At 67.5% G+C, this 25,432-nt stretch carries 25 protein-coding genes; 12 read left to right on the forward strand and 13 right to left on the reverse strand.

Annotated features, from left to right (window positions below; all coding sequences use genetic code 11):
• Position 1 precedes the first annotated feature (1 nt).
• From satS to QQ25_RS09105, 3 genes are all read right to left on the reverse strand, one after another.
• A complete protein-coding gene (satS, locus tag QQ25_RS09095; protein WP_039317338.1) occupies positions 2 to 1,273 on the reverse strand; it encodes a protein export chaperone SatS in 1,272 nt (423 codons plus the stop codon).
• Positions 1,274 to 1,344: 71 nt separating this feature from the next.
• Positions 1,345 to 2,406, reverse strand: coding sequence for a C40 family peptidase (locus QQ25_RS09100; protein ID WP_039378328.1), 1,062 nt, complete (start codon positions 2,404 to 2,406; stop codon positions 1,345 to 1,347).
• Positions 2,407 to 2,408: 2 nt separating this feature from the next.
• Positions 2,409 to 2,714, reverse strand: a complete 306-nt coding sequence (locus tag QQ25_RS09105; protein ID WP_039378331.1) for a type VII secretion target — start codon at positions 2,712 to 2,714, stop codon at positions 2,409 to 2,411.
• Between the two features lie 49 nt (positions 2,715 to 2,763).
• Between QQ25_RS09105 and upp the strand changes: the two genes are divergently transcribed.
• Positions 2,764 to 3,387: a uracil phosphoribosyltransferase gene (gene upp, locus QQ25_RS09110; RefSeq protein ID WP_039378333.1), complete on the forward strand. Its 624-nt coding sequence runs from the start codon at positions 2,764 to 2,766 to the stop codon at positions 3,385 to 3,387.
• Here the strand turns inward: upp and QQ25_RS09115 are convergent.
• Genes QQ25_RS09115 through QQ25_RS09125 form a run of 3 tightly spaced genes read right to left on the reverse strand, consistent with a single transcriptional unit; the run spans position 3,369 to position 6,952 of the window.
• Positions 3,369 to 4,880 carry a hypothetical protein gene (locus tag QQ25_RS09115; protein WP_039378335.1) on the reverse strand — a complete coding sequence of 504 codons (1,512 nt, stop codon included), beginning with the start codon at positions 4,878 to 4,880 and terminating at the stop codon, positions 3,369 to 3,371. The two genes, upp and QQ25_RS09115, sit on opposite strands and share 19 nt — an antisense overlap.
• A gap of 12 nt (positions 4,881 to 4,892) precedes the next feature.
• Positions 4,893 to 6,509: a phospho-sugar mutase gene (locus QQ25_RS09120; RefSeq protein ID WP_039378338.1), complete on the reverse strand. Its 1,617-nt coding sequence runs from the start codon at positions 6,507 to 6,509 to the stop codon at positions 4,893 to 4,895.
• Positions 6,506 to 6,952 carry a MarR family winged helix-turn-helix transcriptional regulator gene (locus tag QQ25_RS09125; protein WP_039378661.1) on the reverse strand — a complete coding sequence of 149 codons (447 nt, stop codon included), beginning with the start codon at positions 6,950 to 6,952 and terminating at the stop codon, positions 6,506 to 6,508. The genes QQ25_RS09120 and QQ25_RS09125 overlap by 4 nt, the downstream gene beginning before the upstream one ends.
• Positions 6,953 to 7,062: 110 nt before the next feature.
• On the opposite strand from QQ25_RS09125, the gene QQ25_RS09130 reads away from it, so the two are divergent.
• Entirely contained in the window at positions 7,063 to 8,226 is a 1,164-nt protein-coding gene (locus tag QQ25_RS09130; RefSeq protein WP_052235720.1) for an AbrB family protein, read from the forward strand.
• On the opposite strand, the gene QQ25_RS09135 is transcribed toward QQ25_RS09130, so the two are convergent.
• The gene (locus QQ25_RS09135) at positions 8,150 to 9,325 is read right to left on the reverse strand and encodes an FAD-dependent oxidoreductase (protein ID WP_039378339.1); all 1,176 of its coding nucleotides are present in this window, start codon (positions 9,323 to 9,325) and stop codon (positions 8,150 to 8,152) included. The two genes, QQ25_RS09130 and QQ25_RS09135, sit on opposite strands and share 77 nt — an antisense overlap.
• Positions 9,326 to 9,425: 100 nt before the next feature.
• Between QQ25_RS09135 and QQ25_RS09140 the strand changes: the two genes are divergently transcribed.
• Positions 9,426 to 9,971 (forward strand): TetR/AcrR family transcriptional regulator, encoded by a 546-nt coding sequence (locus QQ25_RS09140; RefSeq protein ID WP_039378340.1) that lies wholly within the window; start codon positions 9,426 to 9,428, stop codon positions 9,969 to 9,971.
• Here QQ25_RS09140 and QQ25_RS09145 read toward each other — a convergent pair.
• Positions 9,968 to 10,747, reverse strand: a complete 780-nt coding sequence (locus QQ25_RS09145; protein ID WP_234711880.1) for a purine-nucleoside phosphorylase — start codon at positions 10,745 to 10,747, stop codon at positions 9,968 to 9,970. The two genes, QQ25_RS09140 and QQ25_RS09145, sit on opposite strands and share 4 nt — an antisense overlap.
• Positions 10,748 to 10,794: 47 nt before the next feature.
• Here QQ25_RS09145 and QQ25_RS09150 point away from each other — a divergent pair, with 47 nt between their 5' ends.
• Together QQ25_RS09150 and QQ25_RS09155 are read left to right on the forward strand one after the other, a co-directional pair.
• A complete protein-coding gene (locus QQ25_RS09150; protein WP_039378344.1) occupies positions 10,795 to 11,979 on the forward strand; it encodes a M20 family metallopeptidase in 1,185 nt (394 codons plus the stop codon).
• Positions 11,976 to 13,142 carry a M20 family metallopeptidase gene (locus QQ25_RS09155; protein ID WP_039378345.1) on the forward strand — a complete coding sequence of 389 codons (1,167 nt, stop codon included), beginning with the start codon at positions 11,976 to 11,978 and terminating at the stop codon, positions 13,140 to 13,142. Before QQ25_RS09150 ends, QQ25_RS09155 begins: the two co-directional genes overlap by 4 nt.
• 13 nt (positions 13,143 to 13,155) lie before the next feature.
• On the opposite strand, the gene QQ25_RS09160 is transcribed toward QQ25_RS09155, so the two are convergent.
• Entirely contained in the window at positions 13,156 to 13,623 is a 468-nt protein-coding gene (locus QQ25_RS09160; protein ID WP_039317369.1) for a gamma-glutamylcyclotransferase family protein, read from the reverse strand.
• A gap of 41 nt (positions 13,624 to 13,664) precedes the next feature.
• On the opposite strand from QQ25_RS09160, the gene QQ25_RS09165 reads away from it, so the two are divergent.
• From QQ25_RS09165 to QQ25_RS09185, 5 genes are read left to right on the forward strand one after another with little or no spacing between them, the layout of a single operon-like run.
• The gene (locus QQ25_RS09165; protein WP_039378347.1) at positions 13,665 to 15,080 is read left to right on the forward strand and encodes an NAD(P)H-quinone dehydrogenase; all 1,416 of its coding nucleotides are present in this window, start codon (positions 13,665 to 13,667) and stop codon (positions 15,078 to 15,080) included.
• A 41-nt stretch (positions 15,081 to 15,121) separates the two neighbouring features.
• Positions 15,122 to 16,867, forward strand: coding sequence for a glycerol-3-phosphate dehydrogenase/oxidase (locus QQ25_RS09170; protein WP_039378349.1), 1,746 nt, complete (start codon positions 15,122 to 15,124; stop codon positions 16,865 to 16,867).
• A gap of 20 nt (positions 16,868 to 16,887) precedes the next feature.
• The gene (locus tag QQ25_RS09175) at positions 16,888 to 17,718 is read left to right on the forward strand and encodes a pseudouridine synthase (protein WP_234711881.1); all 831 of its coding nucleotides are present in this window, start codon (positions 16,888 to 16,890) and stop codon (positions 17,716 to 17,718) included.
• 41 nt (positions 17,719 to 17,759) lie between these two features.
• Positions 17,760 to 18,530 (forward strand): SDR family NAD(P)-dependent oxidoreductase, encoded by a 771-nt coding sequence (locus QQ25_RS09180; RefSeq protein WP_039378352.1) that lies wholly within the window; start codon positions 17,760 to 17,762, stop codon positions 18,528 to 18,530.
• The gene (locus QQ25_RS09185; RefSeq protein WP_039378355.1) at positions 18,527 to 19,138 is read left to right on the forward strand and encodes a hypothetical protein; all 612 of its coding nucleotides are present in this window, start codon (positions 18,527 to 18,529) and stop codon (positions 19,136 to 19,138) included. The genes QQ25_RS09180 and QQ25_RS09185 overlap by 4 nt, the downstream gene beginning before the upstream one ends.
• Positions 19,139 to 19,141: 3 nt before the next feature.
• Here the strand turns inward: QQ25_RS09185 and QQ25_RS09190 are convergent, their stop codons facing one another.
• Together QQ25_RS09190 and QQ25_RS09195 are read right to left on the reverse strand one after the other, a co-directional pair.
• Positions 19,142 to 19,921 (reverse strand): enoyl-CoA hydratase/isomerase family protein, encoded by a 780-nt coding sequence (locus QQ25_RS09190; RefSeq protein WP_039317383.1) that lies wholly within the window; start codon positions 19,919 to 19,921, stop codon positions 19,142 to 19,144.
• Positions 19,922 to 19,930: 9 nt separating this feature from the next.
• A complete protein-coding gene (locus QQ25_RS09195) occupies positions 19,931 to 20,617 on the reverse strand; it encodes a TetR family transcriptional regulator (protein WP_039317385.1) in 687 nt (228 codons plus the stop codon).
• 71 nt (positions 20,618 to 20,688) lie between these two features.
• On the opposite strand from QQ25_RS09195, the gene QQ25_RS09200 reads away from it, so the two are divergent.
• Both QQ25_RS09200 and QQ25_RS09205 read left to right on the forward strand, forming a co-directional pair.
• Complete coding sequence (locus QQ25_RS09200) at positions 20,689 to 21,780, forward strand: ferredoxin reductase (protein ID WP_039378356.1); 1,092 nt, start codon at positions 20,689 to 20,691, stop codon at positions 21,778 to 21,780.
• Positions 21,781 to 21,808: 28 nt separating this feature from the next.
• Positions 21,809 to 22,945 (forward strand): fatty acid desaturase family protein, encoded by a 1,137-nt coding sequence (locus tag QQ25_RS09205; RefSeq protein ID WP_039378358.1) that lies wholly within the window; start codon positions 21,809 to 21,811, stop codon positions 22,943 to 22,945.
• On the opposite strand, the gene QQ25_RS09210 is transcribed toward QQ25_RS09205, so the two are convergent.
• Both QQ25_RS09210 and QQ25_RS31315 read right to left on the reverse strand, forming a co-directional pair.
• Positions 22,935 to 23,450: a GNAT family N-acetyltransferase gene (locus tag QQ25_RS09210; RefSeq protein ID WP_052235721.1), complete on the reverse strand. Its 516-nt coding sequence runs from the start codon at positions 23,448 to 23,450 to the stop codon at positions 22,935 to 22,937. The two genes, QQ25_RS09205 and QQ25_RS09210, sit on opposite strands and share 11 nt — an antisense overlap.
• A gap of 169 nt (positions 23,451 to 23,619) precedes the next feature.
• Complete coding sequence (locus QQ25_RS31315) at positions 23,620 to 25,386, reverse strand: HNH endonuclease signature motif containing protein (protein ID WP_039378359.1); 1,767 nt, start codon at positions 25,384 to 25,386, stop codon at positions 23,620 to 23,622.
• Between the last annotated feature and the right edge of the window lie 46 nt (positions 25,387 to 25,432).

Below are 25,432 nucleotides of genomic sequence, written 5' to 3' on the forward strand. Positions count from 1 at the left end.
GCTACTCCGGCCGCAGCCGCGACTCCACGAAACGCTCCAACGCATCCCACTGCTCGACGGCCTGCGCGTACGGAGCCTCGGGCTTGCGGGCGTTCTCGTTGCCCAGGACATAACCGACGAACTTGCCGAGCGCCTTGGTGTCCGCCAGCGTCTCGTCGACGGTCTTGTCCTCGGAATAGTCGCTGACGTCGCGGAGCAACTCGACGGCCAGCTCCAACTGGTCATGGTCGACCGCGTCGGGGCCGTCTGCGATGTCGTCGGAGATGCCGCTGAGGACGTAGACGTTCTCGTCGGCGACCTCGACGCGCAGGGATCCGTCGGTGGCGGCGGTCCTGATGTCGTCGTAGGTGGCCAGGTCCGACAGGTCGTGATCGTGCTCGTCGGCCAGGTAGCGGGCCAGGGCACGTTCGGAGCTGAACACGCTGATGCGGCCGTTCCGTCCCAGGAAGACCGGCTCGTCGTCGAGGTAGCAGCGCAGCGTGTAGACGGTGCCCGAGCCGGTCATGATGCGCACCGGGTCGATACCGACCTTCTGCCAGAAGTCCTCGTCGTCGCCCAGGACGGCCGTGTCGGCGACGCTGCGCGCGGGCGCGCTCTCGTCCTCGGCGTCGTCGTCGCTCTGGTCCTCGTCGTCGGTATCGGCGGTGAGGTCGTCCTCGTCCTCTTCGGGAGCGTCCGCCTCGAGTTCGGCCTCGGCCTTCTTGATCGCGTCGGCGTTGAGGTCCTCGGGGCTCGTGACGATCTCGTCGATGGAGTCGACGACGCCGTCCCAGCCCCGCGCGATCACGGCTTCGATCTCGGCCCAGCGCTTACGTCCGGAGCGGCCGGTGAAGCCCTCCAACCCGCCACCGACCGTGCCCAGCACAGGGTTGCCGTTGAAGAACTTGCTGATGGCCGCCAGTTCGCACACCGAACCGATGGAGGACACCACCACAAGGGTGCGGTGCAGGGCGGCGACGGATTCCTCGGTCGGCTTTTCGGCGACCAGGTCGGGTACCCCGACGATGTCGTACTCGCGGTCCTCCGACGGCTGAAGCTTGTGCGCGTTGGCCGCGGTGAGCTTGTTCCACGCCGGGTGGTCGGCGAGATCGTTGTCGGTGTTGGTGCGCACGAAAGCCACCAGGTCAGCGACCGATTCGAAGGCATACAGGGCATCACCCTCGCCCAGGAACGCCTCCCACTCATCGCCGGCATCCCGCCAACGCGGAGCCCACAGTGTGTAAAGGTCGCCCTTGGTCAGTCCGAGCCGGACCGGCACGATGTCAGCAGCCATGCGGCACAGCCTAATGGGATGGCCTGGACGCCAGTCAGGTTGTCTCCGGTTCGGGCTCTACTGACAACCGCTCACACCGTCGGCCGCCAGAATCCCTGAAAGCCCTGACCGGCATTCGTGGTCCGGATGGGGGACAGTTTCACCGGATCACCGGCCTCGATCATGGTGTTCGCTCCGACGATCATCGCGACGTGCCCGTCCCATACCGCCAGATCACCCGGACGCAACGTTGCCGCCGACACCGCCGTGCCGATGTCCTGCTCCTGGGCGAGCCGCGGAATGTCCAGTCCTGCTTCGCGATAGGCCCACTGGGTCAATCCACTGCAGTCCAACCCGACACCCGGCGTTGTGCCTCCCCACCGGTACGGCACTCCCAGTTGGGTCAGCGCGTGCCGCACCGCGCTGGCTGCCACGCCGTTGGGCGCCACGGCTGTGCTGCCGTCGGGCAACCGCACCGCCACGCCGTCGCCGAACATGCCGGGGTCGCGCAGACCGACGGCGGCTTCGGAACGATCACCGCTCCAACCGCTCGCCGGGGTGGCAGGCAGTGGATTCCCGGAGAACCCCGCAGCGGCCGGTGCGAAACCGCCGGAGCCGGCCGAGTAACCGGAGCCGGCCGGGAAGCCCGCCGAGCCGGCCGTCGGGGTGGCCACTGCCTCGGCCTGCTGGTCCAGTTCGGCGCGTAGTTCGTCGACGACGGCCGATGCCTCGGCGATCGCGCGGCGTGCCTCGGCCTGCAGTTCTTGGGCCACTCCTGGTTCATCGAGGTGGGGAGCCAGCGCTGCGGCGCGTTCCTCGAAGCGGTCGATGATCGCCTGCAGGAGTGACCTGGCCCGGTCCACGGCCGAGTCCGCATCACGGGCCGCCGTGCTCAGGGCCTGTGCCTGCTCGGCCAGCCCCGCGACTTTCGCCGCGGTATCCGCGGCGAACCCCGCCGCCGCCGTCGCCGAGGCTCCCGCCCAACCTTCGGCGGCGCTCTCCCAGGAGCGCCCGAGCGCAGCCGCGATATCCGAGAGGGCGGTGTGCGCCCCATCCAGGGCGGTCACGGCCGGACTGTGCGACGGCCGGCCGGTGCCCAGTAGATCCCGAAGCTCGTACAGCGGCGCGGCCAGCGCGATGGCGGAGGCGGGCACGGCTACACCGGAGGCAGCAGTGCAGCCGCGCGCTGCCCGGCGGCGTCGTAGCCGGCAGCGGAGTTCTCGGCGCTGACGGCACCCCCGCCGGTCCGGGCGCCCAAAGACGCGACCGCGTCGCTGTGGGCGTTGACGGCCTCGGTGAACGCCGTCGCAAACCGTTGGCCGATCGGGCCGAGAGCCGCCGCAGGCGACGGCATGGAGCGAAGGGCGGCGGCCACGGCCCTGAGGTCCGCGGCATGGGCACCGAGGGCGTCGCCGAGGGCGCGGATGGCCGCCATGTCGGCGCGGAGAGTGTCGGCGGGCATGTGGTTAGGACGCCCGCCGACGCCGATCGGTTCCCGTTAAGGTCAGCGCATGGATGTACGCGTCGTCGACCACCCTCTGGCCGCCGCACGGCTGACCACCCTTCGGGATGAGCGGACCGACAACGCTGGCTTCCGTTCGGCGCTGCGCGACCTGACGCTGATGCTGGTGTACGAGGCCACGAGGGATGCGGCATCGGAGCAGATCGCGGTGCGCACCCCGGTGACCGACACCACCGGTTCGCGCTTGGCCAATCCGCCGTTGCTCGTACCCGTGTTGCGGGCCGGTTTGGGGATGGTCGACCAGGCGCATGCCCTGATTCCCGAGGCGCAGGTCGGTTTCGTCGGGATGGCGCGCGACGAGACGACGCACCAGCCGACGCCATACCTGGCGTCGCTGCCCGACGACCTGAGCGCGCGGCCGGTGTTCGTGCTCGACCCGATGCTGGCGACCGGCGGCTCGATGGCTTACACCATCAACCTGCTGAAGGAACGCAATGCCGACGACATCACCGCAGTCTGTGTGGTGTGTGCTCCGCAGGGGATCGCCGCGATCGAGAAGATCGCCCCCGAAATGCGGCTCGTCACCGCGACCATCGACGAGGGGCTCAACGAGATCGCCTACATCGTCCCCGGACTCGGTGACGCCGGGGACCGTCAGTTCGGCCCGCGCTGAGGCGCTCTAGCAGTCAGGTACGGCCGGGACAACACCAGTGCCGCCGCGGTGGCGACCACGAGCACATACACCGGCAACAGGTGGATGAAGGTGGTGTAGCCGATGGCGTAGTGCACGGCCAACGCCGGCAGCGTGCCCGTGACGAACCCGATCAACAACGTCCACCACACCCAGCGCTCGCCGCGACGGAACCCCCACAACGCCGTCAACGCGATCGCCAGCCCCGAACCGATCAGGGCGCCACCGAATCCCGCGCGGTCGTGCGCGATGAAGCTGACCAGTTGGGGATCAGCCGTCCGTAGCGCGGCACCGTGGGTGTGCATGTATCCGAGGTCAGTGGAGACGAATACGTCGGTCAGTCCGACGAACGAGATGGTCGCCCCGGCGGCGGCGAGCCCGGCGCCCAGGCCGATGAACAAGAGCTGGCCCCATAGTGCCCGCCTGCGCAGCGACTCCGGACCGTCTGGCAGCGATCGCCATCGTGGCGGGGCGGGCCTGTTCCACACAGCGGCCAGCAGCATCGGGAACAGAATCACCACCACCAGGGTATGCAGGGGATCGACGAAACCTGTTCCGACGAAATAGAACAGGGTCAGAAACGCGACCAGACCTGAGATCAGCAGGGCGTTGCGGGCCCACACCAGGCCGCGTCTGATCCCGCCCCAGCACAATCCGGCATACAGCACTCCGAGGCCGATCATATTGCCCGCCATGCTGATCCGGTCATGCTGGATGAAATGGACCAGGTTGTCGTTGATCCGGCGGAGATCATCTACTCCCAGGCCGAGATAGGACCGGTCATAGCTCATCAACACCGGCCCCAGCGTGATGGCGCCCGCACCGACACCGGCCACGATCAGGCCGAGCCCGGCGAGCACGCCCCACAACCAGCCCGGCCAACGAAAAGGGTTGGCTCCGGCTTCGGCCAGGCCGGGTGGGCGCGAAGCAGGCCGCGACGCAGCCTCGATCACACGGTTGAACCAGCCCGGCCCGCTCGCCAACAACACGCTGGGCCGGGCCAGCACGACACTCGCCGGATCCTGCAGCACCGCGACGGCGGCATCGACATCAGGGGCGGTCAGGTAGTGAGTATCGCCCGCGGTGCCTGTGACGACCTCGTCGACGGCGTCGGCGAGAAGGTCGGCGACCTCGGCGGAATCCACCCGGGCGACGACGTGGCAGCGCCGACCGGCGGCCGCCCGCCGCACCGTGTCGATGTCGGCCACCGTCACCGGCGTGATCTCGATGATGGTGGCGCCCTGGACCGGCAACACCAGCACGGCGTCTCGGGCCACGGATGGCGGGACGACCGCCCCGAACCGGCCTACCCACTCGGCCGGCACCGGCGGGTGATCGAATACCCGCGGAATCCAGCGGTATCCGCCCGCTTCGACCAGGGTCGCCAGAAACCGCAGCGCCCAGCGTTGGGTACGACGTTCCCCGATGGCCGCGGACGCGATGGGACGAAGCGGTTGATAAGTCCAGTCCGGCATGAAGGTTCGCTGCTACCAGCGCGCCGCGGCGTCGGCCAGGTCTTGGCTCAGTTTTTGCGCGTGCGCCCGCGCGGTGGTCAGGTCGTCGGTCGGTGCGCAGCGGACTTCGGTGTAGGACTTGAGTTTGGGCTCGGTCCCCGACGGGCGCACCACCACCCGGACCGAGGTGTCGGCGTCGCTGCCGGTGAAGATCAGCGCGTCGGTGCGCTGTTGTCCGGCCAGTTCCAGCAGATCCTCGACGGTGACGGCGATGCCGGCCAGTTCGGCCGGCGGGGCCGCGCGCAAGCGGCTCATGGCGGCCGCGCCGTCATCGACGTGGCGGGTGACCGCCCCCGTCACGTGCACGCCGTGCACCTTGGCCAGATCGTCGAGCGCGTCGAGTACGGTGCGTCCCTGTTGGCGTAGCGCGGCCACCAGGTCGGCAGCCAGGATGGCGGCGCTGATCCCGTCCTTGTCGCGCACCGAGGCCGGGTCGACGCAATGCCCGATCGCCTCCTCGTAGGCGTAGACCAACGTGTTACCCGGAGACTGGGCGCGGGCCAACCACTTGAATCCGGTGAGGGTTTCGGCGTGCTGCGCGCCGTGCGCTGCGGCGATGGAGGCGAGCATCCGCGAGGACACCACGGTGCTGGCCACCAGGGCGGCTTCGCTGACCGGGCCCGGTTCGAGTTGGGAGAGAATGTAATCGCCGAGCAGCCAACCGGTTTCGTCGCCGGTGAGCATGCGCCATCCGTCAGGTCCGGGCACCCCTACTGCGCACCGGTCGGCATCGGGGTCCAGTGCGATGGCGATTTCGGCGTCGACGTCGTCGGCCAGTGCCAGGAGCGCGTCGACGGCACCGGGCTCCTCGGGATTGGGGAAGCTGACGGTGGGAAAGTCGGGGTCGGGGTTGAACTGCTCCTCGACCACGTGGACGTCGTCCAACCCGGCCAAGGCCATTGCGTCAAGGGCGTATTCGCCGCCGACACCGTGCAGCGGAGTCAGCGCCACCCGCACCGAACCGGTGCTGCGTCGTACCCGTGCGGCCCGTTCCAGGTAGCCGTAGACCTGCCGGAGCCCTCCGGTTTCGACTGCGGCCCTCGGTATCTCGTCGGCGTGAGGGGCCCGGGCCATCGCGTCCTCGATCTCACGGTCGGCGGGCGAGATGAGCTGCATGCCGCCGTCGAGGAACACCTTGTAGCCGTTGTCCGTGGGCGGATTGTGCGATGCGGTGATCTGGATACCGGCCTCGGCAGGCAGATGCCGGACGGTATAGGCGACCACCGGCGTAGGGACGGAGGCCATCATGAGAAGTACCGGGAAGCCCTGGGCGGCAAGGACTTCAGCGGCAGCCAAGGCGAACTCGTCAGAGCGGTGCCGGGCATCGCGGCCCACCACCACATGGGATCCGCCCAGGCCCCTGTCTTTGAGGACCTGCGCCACCGCCCATGTGGTGCGCAGGACGACGGCCAGATTCATCGCGTCGGGCCCGCCCCGTATCGGCCCCCGTAACCCCGCGGTGCCGAACGTCAGTGGATTGCCGAATCGGCGGTCGAGTTCATCCGGGCTGCAGGTGGACAATTCGGCCGCGGTGTCCGGGTCGGGGTCGTGTGCGATCCATTCGGCGGCGGCGGTCGCGATGGAGGTCATGACCCAAGTGTGCCCGCAGTCGCATCGGAGTAAGCCAGCTTGCGCAGGACCGGTGCCACCAGCATCAGCAGATCGAATTCCAGATCCGTCAGGTTCTCCCGCATGGTGGCGTTGAGCCAGGCGTCGCGCTCGGCACGGTCGGCCTGCAGCAATGCCGTCCCTTCTGCGGTGATCTCGATGAGTTGACGGCGACGGTCGTTGGCATCGGGACGCCGCGCGATCAGGCCGCGGCGGACGAGTTCATTGATGCTGTCTGTCAGCGACTGCGCCCGGACGTGCAGGCGGGCGCCCATCTCCGCCGGGGTGGTGGTTCCGGTACGACTGGCCTCCCCGAGCAGCTCCAGCTGGCTCAAGGTCAGGCCGTGGTCTGGACGGTGCCGCCGCATCTGGCGGGTCACCGCCATCATCGACTCGCGTAGTTCAGTCGCCGATGTAGCTGCCATGAACAAGTTATACCTTGGTATTTGTCCGTTCTGGCGCTTATTGAACTGCACAGGGCGTCAACAGTTTGAAGGGATAACTTACTATTTTGGTGAGGAGGTGCGAGACAGCGATGACGCGGATGCTGCGATGGGCACTGCTCGTCAGCGCAACTGCCGGCGTCACCATCCCGCTCGACCTCGTCGGCGTTCCCTCGGCCGCGCTGTTCGCCGGGCTGGCGGTGGGGATCGCGCTGGCCCTGGCCGCCCTGGCCCCGAAACACATGCCGCGCCCGGCCGGGGTGATCGCCCAGGGTGTGCTCGGCGTCTACATCGGCACGATGGTCCATCACGATGCGGTCGGCGCGATCGGCTCGGACTGGTTGATCGTGCTGGCGATCACGGTGGCCACGTTGCTCCTGAGTGTCGTTGCCGGCGGGCTGCTCGGACTGCACCGCGACGTGAGCCCGCTGACCGGGTCGCTGGCGCTGGTGGCTGGTGGCGCGTCGGGTCTGGTGGCCATCGCCCGTGAGCTCGGCGGCGACGACCGCGTCGTCTCCGTCGTCCAATACCTGCGCGTGGCGCTCGTCACCGCGACCATTCCGCTCGTGGTGACCCTCGTCTTCCACGCCGACAGGCAGGCAGCAGGGCAGGCAGTGAATGCGGGCGAAACGGTCACCGCGCCTTGGTATCTCAGCCTCGCAATGCTGGCCGTCATCGTCGCTGTCGGCGTCGTCGGCGGGCGCTGGGTCAAGCTGCCCGGTGCCGGATTGCTCGGCCCGCTCGCCCTGACGGTGGCACTGCAACTCACGGGCCTGTCCTTCGGATTGGCGGTCCCGGTATTGCTGGTGCAGGCGGCCTACATGGTGATCGGCTGGCAGGCCGGTATCGCCTTCACCCGGGAGTCGCTGCGTGCCATCGGCCGGATCCTTCCACTGGCGCTCGGGCTGATCGTGGTGCTCGGTGTGGCCACCGCGAGTCTCGGCATCGTGCTGGCCGACGTCACCGGGATGACGCAACTCGAGGGCTACCTCGCGACCAGTCCGGGTGGGGTGTACGCCGTGCTGGCCACTGCGGTGGAAACCGGTTCCAACGTCACCTTCATCGTCGCCGCACAGGTTCTACGGGTCCTGCTGATGCTGTTCGTCGCACCACTGATGGCCAGGGCGATGGCGAGGTTGGGCAGGCGGCGGGACCGGCGCCGCGGTGGTGCCGCAGATGTCAGCGTCGATCCAGGCCGGACAGGCGCCACGCCAGCGCCCGGCGCACGGCCGGCACCTTCCCGGCCAGCCGCATGACGCGGTTGCGGATGGGTCGCCGTCGAGACGACGCGGTGGCGAGCTCGGTGAGGCGGCTGGTCATCGCCACGACGCCGCGAGCGGTGTGGTGACGTGCAGCGGCATAGTCGTCGAGCAGCGTCTCGTCGGCACCGGCGTCCAACACCTGCGAGAGGCTCTCGCCGACGATGACGGCGTCCTCGATCCCGAGGTTCATGCCCTGCCCGCCTGCCGGCGAGTGCACGTGTGCGGCGTCGCCCGCGAGCAGGATGCGGTTGTCGCGGAACGCGTCCGCGATGCGGTGATGGACCCGGAACCGGGAACCCCAGACCACTTCGTCGACCACCGCCGGCGTGGCGACCGGGCCGCGTTCGTCGAGCAGTGATTGCACAAAGGCGATGTCGGGGTGCTGCGGAGCTTCGTCCACCGTCGCCACGATGCGGTACATCCCGTCGGGCAGCGGTGCCACCACCACGAGTCCGGCCGGAGAGAAGTAGAGAATCACCTCATCGGCCGGGACGCCGCCGGACAGGCGGACATCGGCCAGCGCGAACGACTTGCCGTCGCGGACGTGAGGAGCAATCCAGCCGGAGCTGCCGCCGCTGAACGCGATCCCGGCGTGTTCGCGAACCGTGCTGTGCATGCCGTCGGCGCCGACCAGGTACCGGGCCCGGATCTGCTGACCGTCGGCCAGGGTGGCGATCGCGTGGTCGACGGTCTGCCGGATCCCGGTCACGTCGGCCGGGCGCAGAACCTTGCCGCCCAGCTGCTCCAGGCGGTTGAGCAGGAACGCCTCGGTGTCGGCCTGCGAGATCATCAGTGTGTAGGGATAGGCGGTGGGCAGCTCGCTGAAGGGCACGGCGATGAGTAGGTTGTCGCGGTCCCGGATGGTGAAGGTCGGGGTGTGTACGCCGCGTGCGACGAGGTCGTCGACGACGTCGTAGGGCTCCAGCAATTCCAGGGTGTGGGGGTGGACGACGGCGGCCCGTGAGGTGTTGGTGCCCTCGGCCTGGCGGTCCACCACGACCACGTCGTGGCCGTGTTGGGTCAACACGATCGCGGCAGTCAGGCCGACGGGCCCGGCGCCGACGATCAGGACGTCGGTGGTGAAGGTCTGCATCTTCGACTCCTTTGTCAACAACTGTTGGTCAACGCTTGTTGGCATCACGGTAGGACGGTTCCCGGCCGAAGTCAACGGTTGTTGGCCTACAATTGTTGGCATGCGACGACCGGCAGCCGAGACCAAGTCCGTCATCCTCGCCGCGGCCCGCGAGCGCTTCGCCGCCGACGGGTACGAGCGGGCCACCATCCGGGCCATCGCGGGCGATGCCGGCATCGACCCGTCGATGGTGATGCGGTACTACGGCAACAAGGAGCGGTTGTTCGCCGCGGCCGCTGAATTCGATTTGGAATTGCCGGATCTCGCCTTGGTGCCGCACGACCAACTGGGCGCCGCGATGGCCGCGCATTTCCTCGAGCGCTGGGAGCGCGACGAAGCACTGCTGATCTTGTTGCGGGCCGGCGTGACCAACGAGGCCGTCGCCGAGCGGATGCGGACGATCTTCGCCGCCCAACTCGCACCGGCGATCGCCAAACTGACCGCGGATGCGCCTGACACCCCGACGCGGGCGAGCCTGGTCGCCTCGCAGGTCCTCGGGATGGCGCTGTGCCGGTACGTGCTCGCCTTCGGGCCGTTGGTGGAAATGGACCGGCAGCAGATCATCGACTGGATCGGCCCCACCCTGCAGCGGTACCTGGTCGGCTAGATCCGCTCGATCACCGAACGCAGCAGTGCACCCATCCGGGTCGCGGACCGGCGTCCGGCCTCGAGCACCTCGGCGTGACTGAGCGGTTCGCCGGTCATACCCGCGGCCAGGTTGGTCACCATCGAGATCGCCAATACCTGCAGGCCCGCGGCCCGGGCAGCGATCGTCTCGTGCACCGTCGACATTCCGACCAGGTCGGCGCCCAGGGTGCGCAGCATCCGGATCTCGGCCGGAGTCTCGTAGTGCGGGCCGGGCAACCCGGCGTACACGCCCTCGGCCAGCGTGGGGTCGATGTCGCGGGCCAGCGCGCGCAGCCGGGGGGAGTAGGCGTCGACCAGATCGACGAACTGCGCGCCGACCAGCGGGGATCTCGCGGTGAGATTGAGGTGGTCGCTGATCAGGACCGGCTGGCCGACCTGATACTCGGCCCGCAGGCCGCCTGCGGCGTTGGTGAGCACCACGGTCGATACGCCCGTGGCCGCCGCCGCCCGCACGGGATGAACCACATGCTGCAGGTCATGGCCCTCGTAGGCATGGATACGCCCGGCCAGGACCAGTACGCGATGGCCACGGATGCGCAGCGAGTGCACCTGGCCACCGTGCCCGGCCGCGCTCGGCGGGGTGAAGCCCGGCAGGTCGGCCATCGGCACCGTGGCCACCGGGTCGCCGAACTCGGCCACCGCGGGCGCCCACCCCGAGCCGAGCACGACCGCGACGTCGTGGCGCTCGACTCCGGTGCGTTCGGCGATTTCGGCGGCAGCCTGGCGATCGGTCACGATAGGCGAGCTTATCCGCCGGAAACTGGCAGTGAGATACTGCGAGGATGCCGTCTGCCACCGCCTCGCTGAGCGTCGAGGACGCCATCAATCGGCGTCGTGGCGACCTCATCGAGCTCTCGCACTCGATACACGCCGAGCCCGAGCTGGCATTCGCCGAGTACCGCAGCTGCGCCAAGACGCAGGAGCTGGTCGCGGAGTACGGATTCGAGATCACCGCCGCCGCCGGCGGGCTGGACACCGCGTTCCGGGCGACGTACGGCAGCGGCCCGCTGGTCATCGGAATCTGCGCCGAGTACGACGCATTGCCCGAAATCGGTCACGCGTGCGGGCACAACATCATCGCGGCCTCCGCCGTCGGCACCGCCCTGGCCTTGGCCGACGTCGCCGACGACTTGGGCCTGACCGTGGTGCTCGTCGGGACCCCGGCCGAGGAGCTCGGCGGTGGAAAAGTGTTGCTGCTCAACGCCGGAGTGTTCGACGACATCGCCGCCACGGTCATGCTGCATCCCGGGCCGGTGGACATCGCCGCGGCGCGCTCGCTGGCGCTGTCGGAGGTGACGGTCGATTACACCGGCCGGGAATCGCATGCGGCGGTGGCCCCCTACCTCGGGGTCAATGCCGGCGACGCGGTCACGGTCGCGCAGGTGGCCATCGGTCTGCTGCGCCAACAGCTCATGCCGGGGCAGATGGTGCACGGCATCGTCACCCACGGAGGGCAGGCCACCAACGTCATCCCTGGCCGGGCCGAGATGCGTTACACCATGCGAGCCACCGACATGCCGGCGCTGCGAGAGCTGGAAGGCCGTATGGGCCAGTGCTTTTCGGCCGGAGCGCTGGCAACCGGCTGTGAGCACCGGGTCACCGAGATCGGCCCTGCCTACGCCGAATTGGTGCCCGACCCATGGCTTTCCGAGACCATTCGCGCCGAGATGCGGCGCCTGGGCCGTAGTCCGTTGCCGGAGAACGTGGAGGCAAGCGTGCCGTTGGGCAGTACCGATATGGGCAACATCAGTCAGGTGATGCCCGGGATCCATCCGGTAATCGGTATCGACTCGGGCGGGGCGGCGATCCACCAGCCGGCTTTCACCGCCGCCGCGGCGGGCCCGAGTGCCGACCAGGCTGTGCTAGAAGGCGCAATCATGTTGGCTCGCAGCGTCGTTCAGCTGGCCGAGACGCCTGCGCAGCGGGACCGGGTCTTGGAGGCGCTGCAGAGGAGGCGGTCGTCATGAGTGTGCTGCAACACGCGGCTGCCCGCTGGTTGTCGGCCAACTACGACGAGATGGTGTCCTGGCGGCGGCATCTGCATGCCCATCCGGAACTGGGTCGCCAAGAGTTCGCCACCACCGAATTCGTGGCGCGCCACCTGGCCGACGCGGGGCTGAACCCCAAGGTATTGCCGGGCGGCACGGGTCTGACCTGCGACTTCGGTCCCGAGGACGGCCCACGGATCGCGCTGCGCGCCGATATGGATGCTCTGCCGATGGCCGACCGCACCGGCGCGTCCTATGCCTCGACGGTCCCCAACGTCGCGCACGCCTGCGGGCACGATGCGCACACCGCGGTGCTGCTCGGCACGGCGATGGCACTGACGTCGGTGCCGGAGTTGCCGGTCGGGGTGCGGCTGGTGTTCCAGGCCGCCGAAGAGCTCATGCCCGGTGGTGCGATCGACGCCATCAACGCGGGTGTGCTGACCGGGGTGAGCCGGATCTTCGCGCTGCACTGCGATCCGCGACTGGCCGTCGGTCGGGTGGCCACCAAGCCCGGTCCCATCACCTCGGCAGCTGATTCCATCGAGATCACCCTGCACTCGCCCGGCGGGCACACCTCCCGGCCGCACCTGACCGGTGACCTGGTCTACGGGTTGGGCACACTGATCACCGGGTTGCCCGGCGTGCTGTCTCGTCGGATCGACCCGCGCCACGACACCGTGATGGTGTGGGGCGCGGTCAATGCCGGCGTGGCCGCCAATGCCATTCCGCAGATCGGAACTCTGGCCGGGACCATCCGCACCGCGAGCCGCGATACCTGGTTGACTCTGGAATCCATTGTGGAAGAGACGGTTACGACGCTGTTGGCCCCGCTGAACATCTCCCACAGCCTCAACTACCGGCGCGGTGTGCCTCCGGTGGTGAACGAAGAGGTGTCCACCCGCATCCTCACCCACGCGATCGAGGCCGTCGGCCCCGACGTGCTCGCCGACACCCATCAGTCGGGCGGCGGCGAGGACTTCTCCTGGTACCTCGAAGACGTGCCCGGTGCCATGGGGCGGCTCGGGGTGTGGAGCGGGCAGGGCCCGCAGCTCGATCTGCATCAGCCCACGTTCGACATCGACGAGCGTGCGCTCGGGGTCGGCGTGCGCACGATGGTCAACATCGTCGCCGCGTCCGCCTAGCTCTTCCGCCCGGCTACGGCCCGATATTGCGGGCGGGACGGGTACGCAGATCGTGCACATACTCCGCCGGTGCACCGGCGATCTCCGCGGCGTCGGCCATCACCCCGAGATAGCGCGCCGAGGGCAGGCCGCCCTCCCAGGCGTCGACCACGTAGAGCCAGGCCAACACCGGGTCGGTGGTGGTGTCCGACGACAGCCGGTGCACCCGGCAGCGGATCTTTTTGTGGAACCCGAGTTCGGATCCCTCCCAGTGGTCGAGGCTCTGCTCGTCGGCCGGCGTCATGTCGTAGAGCACGACGAAAACCTTCGACAGCGGATCCTCGACGACGGTCGCCAGCGCGCCTTCCCAGCCGATGTCCTCACCGCCGAACGTCAGCCGCCAGCCGTGCAGCCACCCGGTACCCGCCATCGGCGAGTGCGGCGCCCGCTCGAGCATTTGCTCCGGGTGCATATTCGATCCATACGCGGCGTACAGCGGCACGGTAAGACAGCTTAATCGGCGAAGTTGGTTAGGTTGGTCCCGTGGCTACCCGCATCGTGATCATCGGCGGCGGACCCGCCGGCTATGAGGCGGCGCTCGTCGCCGCTGCCCGCGGCCCTGAGGTCGCTCACGTCACCATCGTCGACAGCGACGGCATCGGCGGCGCGTGCGTGCTGTGGGATTGCGTGCCGTCCAAGACGTTCATCGCCTCCACGGGTGTGCGCACCGAACTGCGGCGTGCCCCCAACCTGGGATATTCGCTCGATTTCGAGCAGTCCAAGATCTCACTGCCCGAGATCAACGAGCGGGTGAAGACACTGGCCACAGCCCAGTCCGACGACATTGCCGGACGGCTGCGCGGCGACGGCATCGAGTTGATCGCGGGCCGTGGCGAGCTCATCGACGACGTCCCCGGCATGGCCCAGCACCGGGTCAAGGTCACCGGCGCCGACGGTGAGATCAGCCAGCTGACCGCCGATGTGGTGTTGATCGCCACCGGTGCCAGCCCCCGGGTGCTGCCCAACGCCGCGCCCGACGGGGAACGCATCCTCAACTGGCGCCAGCTCTACGACCTCGACGCGCTGCCCGAACATCTCGTGGTGGTGGGGTCGGGCGTGACCGGCGCGGAGTTCGTCAACGCCTACACCGAGCTCGGGGTCACCGTGACGGTGGTGGCCAGCCGCGACCAGATCCTGCCGCACGAGGACTCCGACGCGGCCGCGGTGCTGGAGGAGGTGTTCTCCGAACGCGGCGTCACGCTGATCAAGAACGCCCGGGCGGAGTCGGTCACCCGCACCGACGGCGGCGTGCTCGTCACCATGGCCGACGGTCGCACCGTCGAGGGCAGTCACGCCCTGATGACGGTCGGTTCGGTTCCCAATACAAGTGGTCTCGGCCTTGAGCGTGTCGGCATCGAACTCGGGCCCGGCAACTACCTCAAAGTCGACCGGGTGTCGCGGACCACGGTGCCGGGCATCTACGCGGCGGGGGACTGCACCGGGTTGCTTCCGCTGGCCTCGGTGGCGGCCATGCAGGGACGCATCGCGATGTATCACGCGCTGGGAGAGGCGGTGGCCCCGATCCGGTTGCGGACCGTCGCCGCCGCGGTGTTCACCCGCCCGGAGATCGCCGCCGTCGGCGTGCCGCAGGCCGCGATCGACGACGGGTCGGTGCCGGCCCGCACCCTTACGCTGCCGCTCAACACGAATGCCCGGGCCAAGATGTCGAGCCTGCGCCGCGGCTTCGTCAAGATCTTCTGCCGCCCGGCCACCGGCGTGGTGATCGGCGGTGTGGTGGTGGCACCCATCGCCTCCGAGCTGATCCTGCCCATCGCCCTGGCTGTGCAGAACGGCATCCCCGTCGACGAGCTGGCCCAGACGTTCTCGGTGTACCCGTCGTTGTCCGGCTCGATCACCGAGGCGGCACGCCAATTGATGAAACACGACGACCTGGACTAGAGAATCGGGCGGATCCGACGTCGCCCACGTAGCCTGGGATCGTGACTGACCCGATCTCAGCACCGGGCGACGGGCAAACCTTCCTCGGACCGCAGCAAAGGGCGCAAGCCTGGCAACGACTCGGCAGCGAACAATTCGACGTAGTGGTGATCGGCGGCGGTGTCGTCGGGGCCGGCGCAGCTCTCGATGCGGCGACGCGCGGACTGAAAGTCGCCCTCGTCGAGGCCCGCGACTTCGCGTCGGGCACATCCAGCCGCAGCTCCAAGATGTTCCACGGTGGGCTGCGCTACCTCGAGCAGTTGGAGTTCGGGCTTGTCCGTGAGGCCCTGCACGAACGTGAACTGAGTCTGACCACGCTGGCGCCGCATCTCGTCAAGCCGTTGCCGTTCCTGTTCCCCTTGACCAACCGAGTGTGGGAACGGCCGTATGTGGCGGCCGGGATCTTCCTTTACGACCAGCTTGGCGGAGCGAAATCCGTTCCGGCACAAAAACATTTGACAAAGGCGGGCGCGCTTCGGTTGGCGCCGGGCCTCAAGCGCAGCTCGTTGATCGGCGGGATCCGTTACTACGACACCGTTGTCGACGACGCGCGGCACACCATGACCGTGGCCCGCACCGCCGCCCACTACGGCGCGGTGGTGCGTTCATCGAGCCAGGTGGTGTCGTTGTTGCGCGAGGGCGATCGTGTGGTGGGGGTGACCCTGCGCGATTCCGAAGACGGCGCCACCACTGAGGTACGCGGCCATGTCGTGGTCAACGCCACCGGCGTGTGGACCGACGAGATCCAAGCACTGTCCAAGGAACGTGGCCGGTTCCGGGTGCGCGCCTCCAAGGGCGTGCACATCGTGGTCCCACGGGATCGGATCGTCAGCGAGGTGGCGATCATCCTTCGTACCGAGAAGTCGGTGCTGTTCGTGATCCCCTGGGGCACACACTGGATCATCGGCACCACCGACACGGATTGGAACCTCGACCTCGCGCATCCGGCGGCCACCAAGGCCGACATCGACTACATCCTGGGGCACGTCAACACCGTGCTGGCCACACCGCTGACCCACGACGACATCGACGGCGTCTACGCCGGGCTGCGGCCGCTGCTGGCGGGTGAGAGCGAGGAAACCTCGAAGCTCTCGCGTGAGCACGCCGTCGCGGTGCCTTCACCGGGCCTGGTGGCCATCGCGGGTGGCAAATACACCACCTACCGGGTGATGGCGGCCGACGCGATCGACGCTGCCGCGGAGTTCATTCCGGCCCGGGTGGCCCCGTCGATCACCGAGAAGGTTCCGTTGATGGGGGCCGACGGGTATTTCGCCCTGATCAATCAGACCGAGTTCGTCGGGAAGCATTACGGCCTGCATCCGTACCGGGTGCGGCACTTGCTGGACCGCTATGGCTCGCTGATCGGCGAGGTGCTCAAGATGGCGGAGGGAAACCCGGAACTGTTGGCGCCCATCACCGATGCACCGGTGTACCTCAAGGTCGAGGCCTACTACGCGGCTGCCGCCGAAGGCGCCCTGCATCTCGAGGACATCCTGGCCCGACGGATGCGGATCGCGATCGAATACCCGCACCGTGGGGTGGATTGCGCTCGAGAGGTCGCTGAAGTGGTGGCGCCGGTACTGGGGTGGACCGCCGAGGATGTCGACCGCGAGGTCGCCACCTACATCGCCCGCGTCGAGGCCGAGGTGCTTTCGCAGACCCAGCCCGACGATCAGTCCGCCGACGCGCTGCGGCAGGCCGCGCCGGAGGCACGTGCGGAGATTCTCGAACCCGTTCCGCTCAATTGAGACAGCGCCCACCGTTACCGGTGCGCGACGGCCTCGGGCCCGCGCGGTTGCGGTTGCTGGGCGGCAACGTGCACGACGAGTTGCAGGCCCGATTCGGTATCGGTGCGAAAGTGCTTGCCGGAGAAGTGGTTCTGCCAGACGGTACGGCGGTGGATGCGACGACGACGCTGCCCGCGGGAGCACACGTCTACTTCTACCGTGATCTGGCCGACGAGGTGCCGGTGCCGTTCGACATCCCGGTGCTCCATCGCGACGACGACATCCTCGTCGTCGACAAGCCTCACTTCCTGGCCACCATGCCCCGGGGTGGTCACGTCGCGCAGACCGCGCTCGTGCGGCTCCGTCGTGAACTGGATCTGCCGGAACTGAGCCCGGCCCATCGGCTCGACCGGCTGACCGCCGGTGTGCTGCTGTTCACCGTGCGCCGCGAGGTCCGCGGCCGTTATCAGCGGCTGTTCGCCGAGGGCGGGACGCGCAAGACGTACCTGGCTCGTGCCGAGGGCACGCCCGGCGTGTCGTTGCCCACGACGCTGTGCAGCCGGATCATCAAGCACCGCGGGCAGTTACAGGCGTTCGAGGAGCCTGGAGAACCCAACGCCGAGACCTATGTCGAGGACATGGGGATGGGACTCTACCGATTGTCACCCCGCACCGGGCGGACACATCAACTGCGGGTGCACATGGCCTCGATCGGATTGCCCATCATCGGTGATTCGTTGTACCCCAAGGTGATCGACGTCGCGTCCGACGATTTCGCCGATCCGCTGCAACTGTTGGCCCACCGCCTTGAGTTCACCGACCCGATCACCGGCGAGGCCCGCGAATTCGTCAGTGCCCGGGTATTGGGCTGACTCCGTACATGGCGGGAGTGAGCTGATGGTCTACTGACGGGGTGAACCGTCAGAAATTTGACCATCTGTTCGACATGACCGACCGGACCGTGATCGTCACCGGTGGCACCCGTGGCATCGGATTGGCTCTCGCCGAGGGCTTTACGCTGGCCGGTGCGCGGGTGGTGGTCGCCAGCCGCAAGCCTGAGGCTTGCGAGCGCGCGGCCGAGCACCTGCGTGAGCTCGGGGGACAGGCGATCGGGGTGCCCACGCACAGCGGAAACGTCGACGACCTGGGTGTGCTGGTTGAGCGCACGGTCGCCGAGTTCGGCGGCGTCGATGTGGTGGTCAACAACGCCGCCAACGCGCTGGCGCAGCCGTTGGGGCAGACCACTCCGGAGGCCTGGGCCAAGTCGTACGAGGTGAACCTGCGCGGACCGGTGTTCCTGGTGCAGCATGCGCTGCCGCATCTGAAGGCCAGCCCGAATGCGGCGGTGCTCAACATGGTGTCGGTCGGGGCGTTCATGTTCGCGCCGGCCCTGTCGATCTACGCGTCCGGCAAGGCCGCGCTGATGTCGGTGACCCGGTCGATGGCGGCCGAGTTCGTCTCGTTCGGGATCCGGGTGAACGCACTCGCGCCGGGACCGGTGGACACCGACATGATGCGCGGAAACCCACAGGAGGCAATCGATCACATGGTGGGCGGGACCTTGATGAACCGCCTGGCCAGCCCCGACGAGATGGTCGGTGCGGCCTTGCTGATGTGTTCGGACGCGGGCAGCTACATGACCGGGCAGGTGATCATCGTCGACGGAGGCGGGACGCCGCGATGACTGTTCCGGTGTACGACGACTTCACCGTGCCCGTCGTGCTGCAGGGTGCGGACAGTACCCGCGTGTGGCGTAGTCGGGCACGTCAGACTTTGACGATGTCGCCGGCCGGTATCACGTTCGAACGCCGCGGCAAGACACTGCAGCTCGAGTGGGGCGACATCACCGGGATCGCCATGGTCAATATGAGCGGGTCCTTTCGAGTCGTCTTCAATGCATGGGCCATCTGCGCGCAGGGTGAAGGTGCCATCTACCCGCATGAGTTCGAGAAGGATTGGCCCACCGGGCAGATCGGGCGCTGGCTGGCGCACTATCGGCCCGATCTGGTGCTGCCGGCCGACGGAGCGATGTTGCCGTTCGGCATACCGCGTGAGTACTACCGGTGGGTCATCCCGTTCGCTGTGGTGGCCGGGCTCGTGGGTTCGTTTCTCGCGGCCAAATCTTTGGTGGGTGGACTCGGCATCATGGCGGCCATGGTCTTGATGACGCTGCCGTTCACTTCGCCTCGGCGCTTTCGGATCGCAGGGTACATCTTCGTTGCCGTCATGTTGGCTTGGCTGCTCGGGATCGGGTTCCTGTGGCTCGTGCCGATCGACGGGAAAAAGTTGTGACGCTTACTCACGCTTGATGAACTGAGCCGACCCGCTCAGGCTGCCGGTCCCGACCGACAGGATCTGGCTGCGGTTCTCGACATGCAGAGCCGTCTCCAGGCAGCCTGCGTCGAGGTTGGCCCAGAGCACCTGTTTGGTTGATTCCAGCCCGAACTTCCCGTAGCTGCACAGTGTTTCGGCGATCTCGAGGGCTGCGTCGAGCAAGTTCGCGGTGTCGTCGACGACGCGGGTGACCAGGCCGAGCCGCATCGCCTCGGCGGCGTCGACGGCACGCGCGGTGAGGATCAGGTCGAACGCGGGGCCGGCGCCGATGATCCTGGGCAGCGTGTAGCTGACCCCGATGTCGCAGCCGCCGATGCCCAGCTTGATGAACTGCGTGCAGAATTTCGCCGCCGGGCCGGCGATACGGATGTCGCTGGCTGCGGCCAAGGCGAAGCCGCCGCCGTAGGCCGCGCCGTTGACCGCGGCGATGACGGGTTGACGTAACCGGTGCAGTTTGACCGTCAGGTTCGCGATGCGTTCCTGCCAGCGCATGCCCGAGCGGGGAAACTCGGTGCCGCCCCCGGCCTCGGGCGGGTTGGGATCGCTCAGATCCAGGCCCGAGCAGAAGCCTCTTCCGGCGCCGGTGAGCACCACGACGCGGCATTCGTTGTTCGCCGCGATCGAGTCCAAGGTGTCATGCAGGGCCTCGACCAGTTCGTACGACAACGCATTGAGCTTCTCGGGCCGATTGAGCGTGAGGACGGCGATATCGGGCCGCGGGAAGGCGAGTTCGAGAGGCATGAGCGGACCCTAGCCGCTGCTGTGCCACCCGTTGACGCCAACGGCGATCATGCGTAGTTGTTTGACGGCGGTGCGGTGGATCGCGGCGACTGATTGTGCATCTACAGCGTCCTCTAGGTTCTCCGCGATCGAGATCATCGCGTTGACGAACAGACTGGCCAGGATGTTGAGATCCTCGCTGCTCCAGTCCTTGAGGGCGGGAAAGCGGGCCAGGTCGATCGCGAGTTCGGAGGTGATCAACCTGATCTCGGTGCGAATCGCATAGCGCAACACCGATACCCCGCTGGAGCGCTCACGGGCGATGAACCGCCAGTGCTCGCGCCGGTCGTTGAAACTGCCGATCAGAATCTCGGCTGACGATTCGATGACATGGTGCGGGTCGAGCTTGCCGGCCCGAGCACCGCGGAGCATGTCGCGCAGAGACCGGAAGGACTCATCGATGAGCACCAGGCCCAACGCATCCATCGAGTCGAAGTGCCGGTAGAACGCGGCAGGCACGATGCCGGCCTCTCGGGTGACCTCCCGCAAGGACAGCGCGCTGAAGCTGCGGTCCTCGAGAAGGGTAAGTGCGGCGGCGATGATCGCGCGCCGGGTGGCCTCTTTGCGTTCTTCCCTGGTCAGCGTATCGCGGGAACGCGAACGAGAGCTCGACGTTCGTGAGCTCGATGTTCGTGAAGTGGGCGTACGTTTGTTCACTGGTGTGAACCCTACCACTTGCAGCATTTTTGTCGTTGACAGACCCGTGCGTGCACGCGCACTGTGTACATATGTTCACTCAAACCATGACCCAAGGGGTTGGCCGAAGGCTGTTGGCCGGACCGCGAATGAGTGCGCTCGCGAATTTGTTGACCGGTCCCCACGGCGTTGACCGATATACCGAGCTGGTCGAACCGACCTGGACCCGCGGCGACGCCCGCGCCAAGGTGGTCGCCGTGCGGCGGCAGACGTCGCGCAGCGTCACGCTGACCCTGGAACCCAATACGGCTTTCGCCGGGTTCCGGGCCGGCCAGCACATCAACCTGTCCGTCGAAATCAACGGCCGGCGGCGCACCCGCTGCTATTCGCCGGCCAGCGCCCAAGGCGCCCACCGCCTCGAGTTGACCATCGGCCGCCACGAAGGCGGGCTGGTGTCGAACTACCTGTGTGACCACGCCTATCCGGGCATGGTGCTGGGACTCGACTCGGTCGGCGGAGATTTCCTCCTGCCCGAGACACTGCCTCAGCGCATCCTGTTCGTCTCCGGTGGCAGCGGGATCACCCCGGTGCTGTCCATGTTGCGCACGCTGCGTGCACAGGCGTTCACCGGCGAAATCGCATTCCTGCACTACGCACGTGGCGTCGACGAGGCCTGCTATCGCGCGGAGCTCGCGGACATGGCTTCGGCCGGCGTGCGGGTCCTGCACGGTTACACCCGCGACGGCGCCGAGGGTGACCTCGACGGGCACTTCGGTCCCGCGCACCTGGCCGCTGCCTTCGCCGGCGCCCAGCCGGATGCGGTGTTCGTCTGCGGCCCGCAGGCGTTGGTCGAGGCCGTGCGGGAGGTGCGTCCCGATGCACTTTCGGAGAGCTTCGTCCCACCCGTGTTCGCCATGCCGACGGGATCCACCGGAGGCACCGTCAGGTTCGCCAACAGCAACGTGGAGGTGACCGATGACGGTCAACCACTGCTGGCGCAGGCCGAGGCCGCCGGGCTCACGCCGGAAAGCGGCTGCCGGATGGGCATCTGCCACACCTGCACCCGTTTCAAGACCAGCGGCGCAGTCCGCAACCTGATCACCGGCGCGATCTCCACCGCCGATTGCGAAGACATCGAAATTTGCGTCACCGCACCCGTCGGCGACGTCGTCATCGACCTTTGAGACCTGTAGACCCCTGAAAGGCGCAGACATGACTCACTACACCTTGACCCCCGAGCAGTTCGAAACCTTCGGCGCCGAACTCGACGCCATCCGTGAAAAGGCAGTCGCCGATCTCGGCGAGCGCGACGCCACCTACATCCGCGACATCATCAAGCTCCAGCGCAAGCTCGAGGTCGGTGGCCGGGCCCTACTGTTCCTGCCGCCGGCTTGGCCTGTCGGCACCGTGATGCTCGGCCTGTCGAAGATTCTCGACAACATGGAGATCGGCCACAACGTCATGCATGGCCAATACGACTGGATGGGCGATCCCGCGCTGCGGGGCCAGAACTTCGAATGGGATTCGGCCTGCCCGTCCAACCAGTGGCGGCACTCCCACAACTACATGCACCACACCTACACCAACATCGTCGACATGGACCGCGACATCGGCTACGGCGTCCTGCGGATGAGCGAGGACCAGAAGTGGAGCCCGTACTACCTGGGCAACCCGCTCTACGCATTCCTGTTGATGGTGTTCTTCCAGTACGGCGTGGCTCTGCACGAGCTGGAGACCGAGCGGATCCGCACCGGCGAGATCAAGCTGCGGGACAAGAAGGACATGCTGCGCGAGATGTGGGCCAAGGTCCGCAAGCAGACCGTCAAGGACTATGTGGCCTTCCCGCTGCTGGCGGGCCCGTTCGCGCCATTCGTGTTCGCGGGCAACATGACTGCCAACCTCATGCGCAACGTGTGGTCGTACACGATCATCTTCTGCGGGCACTTCCCGGAGGGCACCCACGAGTTCACCATCGAGGAGACCCAGGACGAGACCCGCGGCCAGTGGTACTTCCGTCAACTGCTGGGTTCGGCAAACCTGTCCGGCGGCAAGTGGTTCCACATCTTCAGCGGCAACCTGTCGTTCCAGATCGAACACCACCTGTTCCCGGATATTCCGGCGCACCGCTACGCCGAGATCTCCGGTGAGGTCAAGGAGATCTGCCAGCGCTACGGCCTGCCCTACAACACCGGCCCGATCCACAAGCAGTTCGCCTCGGTGGTCCGCAAGATCGTGCGCCTGGCATTCCCGTGGGGGAGCACGCCCAAGGATCCCGAGCCGGCCACCAAAAAAACTGCACCGGAACCGGATTCGCAGTCGATCTGCGAGCCGGAACTCGTCAACTGCTGACCGGCAGGCTGCGCTGCAGCAGCACCGTGTCCAGCCACCGCCCGTGCTTGTAGCCCACCGCACGCAGCCGCCCGGCCTCTACGAAGCCGTGCTTGCGGTGCAGGGCAAGCGATGCCGCCGCCTCTTCGGCATCGACCACCACGGCGATGACTTCACGGATGCCCGCCGCAGTGCAGCCGTCGAGCAGTCCCTTCAGTAGCAGAGTCCCGATGCCGCGCCCGGCGCACTGCGGGGCGAGGTAGATCGAGTTCTCCACGGTGTGCCGATAGGCCGGACGTAGTTTCCAAGGTGCGCAGTACGCGTAGCCGACGATCTCGCCATCGAGTGTCGCGGTGAGGAACGGCAATTCACGTTCGCGTGCCGTCGCCAACCGGCGCTCCCACTCGTCGCGATGCGGCGGGATCAGTTCGAACGTGGCCACCCCGGTCTCGACATGGTGGGCGTAGATGGTGCCGATCGCGTCGAGGTCATCCGGTGACGTGGGGCGGACGACGGCGTGGGTCATGTTCTCACCCTAAGTGGCATTGATGTGTTGATCGGCCAGACCGGGGCCGGGGTTTCCGCGGCGACACCACCCATTGGGCATCGAAGGCGCTTTCGAATCCGGCCTCTGGGTGGAGGTCGCCATGGCACTGAACGTGAAAGCGGGCTAGGGGCCTGGTACCCCGTGCCACTCAGAATGGTGGGGGTGGTTCGTAGTGTTCGGCGATCCAGGCTTGGAATTGGCGTTCGTGTTCGAGGTCATTGTTGAGTTCGGCGCGTAGCCAGCGTTCTTCTGAGATGCGGTTTTGACGGTCCTGTTCGCGGGTTTGGCGGCGGGTCGGCATCATCGCGCCGCGGTTGGGGTGGGGCGCGTCGGGTTCGGGCAGGTCCAGGTCCCCAGTCGGGGTGGCTAATGCCGGGAACATGGCGGCGCCGTGGGGTTCGGTGACATAGGTGTGCCCGGTGGGTGCGGTGAATATCACGGTGCCATCGGGCAATTGGCGATCGGTCCAGCCGGTGCTGAAAGTTTTGAGCAGGTGGTGGGCGCGGCAGTAGAGCTTGTTGTTGGACGGGTGGGTGGGCCCGGTCGGGTAGGGCACGGTGTGGTCGATGTCGCAGCGTTGGGCGGGGGCGTCGCAGCCGGGGAACCGGCAGGTCAGATCGCGCCACCGGATGAACTCGGAAAGTGCCGCCGACGGGCGATACCCGGGCTCGCCCGCATCGGCAGGTTGGCTGGGCTCGTCGGCGCCGGTGGTTTCGCTGGGTTCAGTCGATGCTGTCGTCTCGGCTGGCCCGCTCGGCTCAGCGGGCCCGCTCGGCTCGGTGGACCCGGTCGGCTCGGATACGTCGACCGGTTCAGCCGCCTCGGTAGACCCGGTGGGTTCGGTCGGCCCGGCCGGCTCTGAGTTGCCTGTGGACTCGTTGGGTTCGGATGGCTCGGATGCCTCAGACGCATGGCTGGGTTCGGCCGGTTCGGATGCCTCAGACGCATGGCTGGGTTCGGCCGGTTCGGTGGGTTGGGTCCGCTGCGGCGTGTCAGTCCGCGCGGCCGGCACGTGCAGCGGCTTGAGTTTGGCCGAGTCCACCAGGTCGCGCACCCTGTGGGCGGGCAGGATGCCATGACCGGGCAGATAGCCCGGATTGTTGGAGGTGCCCTCCACGGTGGCCTGCTCAGCCAACACATGAACCACCGCCGCATTAGCGGCCGCCCGCTTCTGCACTGCCGGGCACTCCGGTAGCCCGCACAGGCACCGCAACTGGGCCTCCAGCCGAGCCAGCGGCCCGACCGCCGCAGCGCGGCGCTGCGCATGAGTACGCGGATCGTTGTCACACACGGTGTTGGCCAGCGCGTCGAGGCGCTGATCCAGTGCTGCCCCATCCACTGCATCGATGTTGGCCCACAGTGTGGCCCGCCCCGGGCTGCCCGGCTCGATCTGAACGAACGCATCCTCGGTCAGATCGGGTGGGACCCGCACCCCGTTCGGGTCGAGTTTGGCGACCTGCTGATCGACTCGTTCGCGCATTTTGCGTTCAGAAAGCCGCATCCAGGTCCGTGCCCGCGACGCCAACACCTCATCGAGCTGGCCCCACACCGACGCATGCACGGTTTCGGTGCGGGCGATGATGATGCGCACCACCCGATAGTCGATATCGCCTGCGGCGAACCGGGCTGCCACCAGCGGAAGTTTGTCGCGCAAGACTCGGGCGTGGTGGATCTGGGTGCCGGCGCGGCTGCGGCTGATCCGCATCGCCGCCGAGATTTCGGCGGCCACCTCCTCGAACGGATCGGTGGTCCAAAAGATGGTCTCGGCCAACTCGTGTTCCCGCCGGGTATCCAACTCTCCGATGGCGGCCAACCGGGCCGCGATCGCTGCTGACTCGGCCCGCGCCGCGGCAGTGATCGCATCGATCAACGCCGCACCGGCGTCAGCATCAGCATCAGCATCAGCGTCGAACATACGTTCGATTATGCCACCACCCACCGACACGATTGAGCGTTATCCA

The organism is Mycolicibacterium setense (genome assembly GCF_000805385.1).
Classification (GTDB): domain Bacteria; phylum Actinomycetota; class Actinomycetes; order Mycobacteriales; family Mycobacteriaceae; genus Mycobacterium; species Mycobacterium setense.

Coding starts and splice junctions, on each gene's coding strand:
- QQ25_RS09210 (WP_052235721.1), bottom strand. CDS start 23,450: ATGACCCACGCCGTCGTCCGCCCCACGTCACCGGATGACCTCGACGCG.
- QQ25_RS09150 (WP_039378344.1), top strand. CDS start 10,795: ATGCCGTCTGCCACCGCCTCGCTGAGCGTCGAGGACGCCATCAATCGG.
- QQ25_RS09115 (WP_039378335.1), bottom strand. CDS start 4,880: ATGCCGGACTGGACTTATCAACCGCTTCGTCCCATCGCGTCCGCGGCC.
- upp (WP_039378333.1), top strand. CDS start 2,764: ATGGATGTACGCGTCGTCGACCACCCTCTGGCCGCCGCACGGCTGACC.
- QQ25_RS09140 (WP_039378340.1), top strand. CDS start 9,426: ATGCGACGACCGGCAGCCGAGACCAAGTCCGTCATCCTCGCCGCGGCC.
- QQ25_RS09120 (WP_039378338.1), bottom strand. CDS start 6,509: ATGACCTCCATCGCGACCGCCGCCGCCGAATGGATCGCACACGACCCC.
- QQ25_RS09205 (WP_039378358.1), top strand. CDS start 21,809: ATGACTCACTACACCTTGACCCCCGAGCAGTTCGAAACCTTCGGCGCC.
- QQ25_RS09185 (WP_039378355.1), top strand. CDS start 18,527: ATGACTGTTCCGGTGTACGACGACTTCACCGTGCCCGTCGTGCTGCAG.
- QQ25_RS09155 (WP_039378345.1), top strand. CDS start 11,976: ATGAGTGTGCTGCAACACGCGGCTGCCCGCTGGTTGTCGGCCAACTAC.
- QQ25_RS09125 (WP_039378661.1), bottom strand. CDS start 6,952: ATGGCAGCTACATCGGCGACTGAACTACGCGAGTCGATGATGGCGGTG.
- QQ25_RS31315 (WP_039378359.1), bottom strand. CDS start 25,386: ATGTTCGACGCTGATGCTGATGCTGATGCTGACGCCGGTGCGGCGTTG.
- QQ25_RS09135 (WP_039378339.1), bottom strand. CDS start 9,325: ATGCAGACCTTCACCACCGACGTCCTGATCGTCGGCGCCGGGCCCGTC.
- QQ25_RS09200 (WP_039378356.1), top strand. CDS start 20,689: ATGTTCACTCAAACCATGACCCAAGGGGTTGGCCGAAGGCTGTTGGCC.
- QQ25_RS09105 (WP_039378331.1), bottom strand. CDS start 2,714: ATGCCCGCCGACACTCTCCGCGCCGACATGGCGGCCATCCGCGCCCTC.
- QQ25_RS09190 (WP_039317383.1), bottom strand. CDS start 19,921: ATGCCTCTCGAACTCGCCTTCCCGCGGCCCGATATCGCCGTCCTCACG.
- QQ25_RS09130 (WP_052235720.1), top strand. CDS start 7,063: ATGACGCGGATGCTGCGATGGGCACTGCTCGTCAGCGCAACTGCCGGC.
- satS (WP_039317338.1), bottom strand. CDS start 1,273: ATGGCTGCTGACATCGTGCCGGTCCGGCTCGGACTGACCAAGGGCGAC.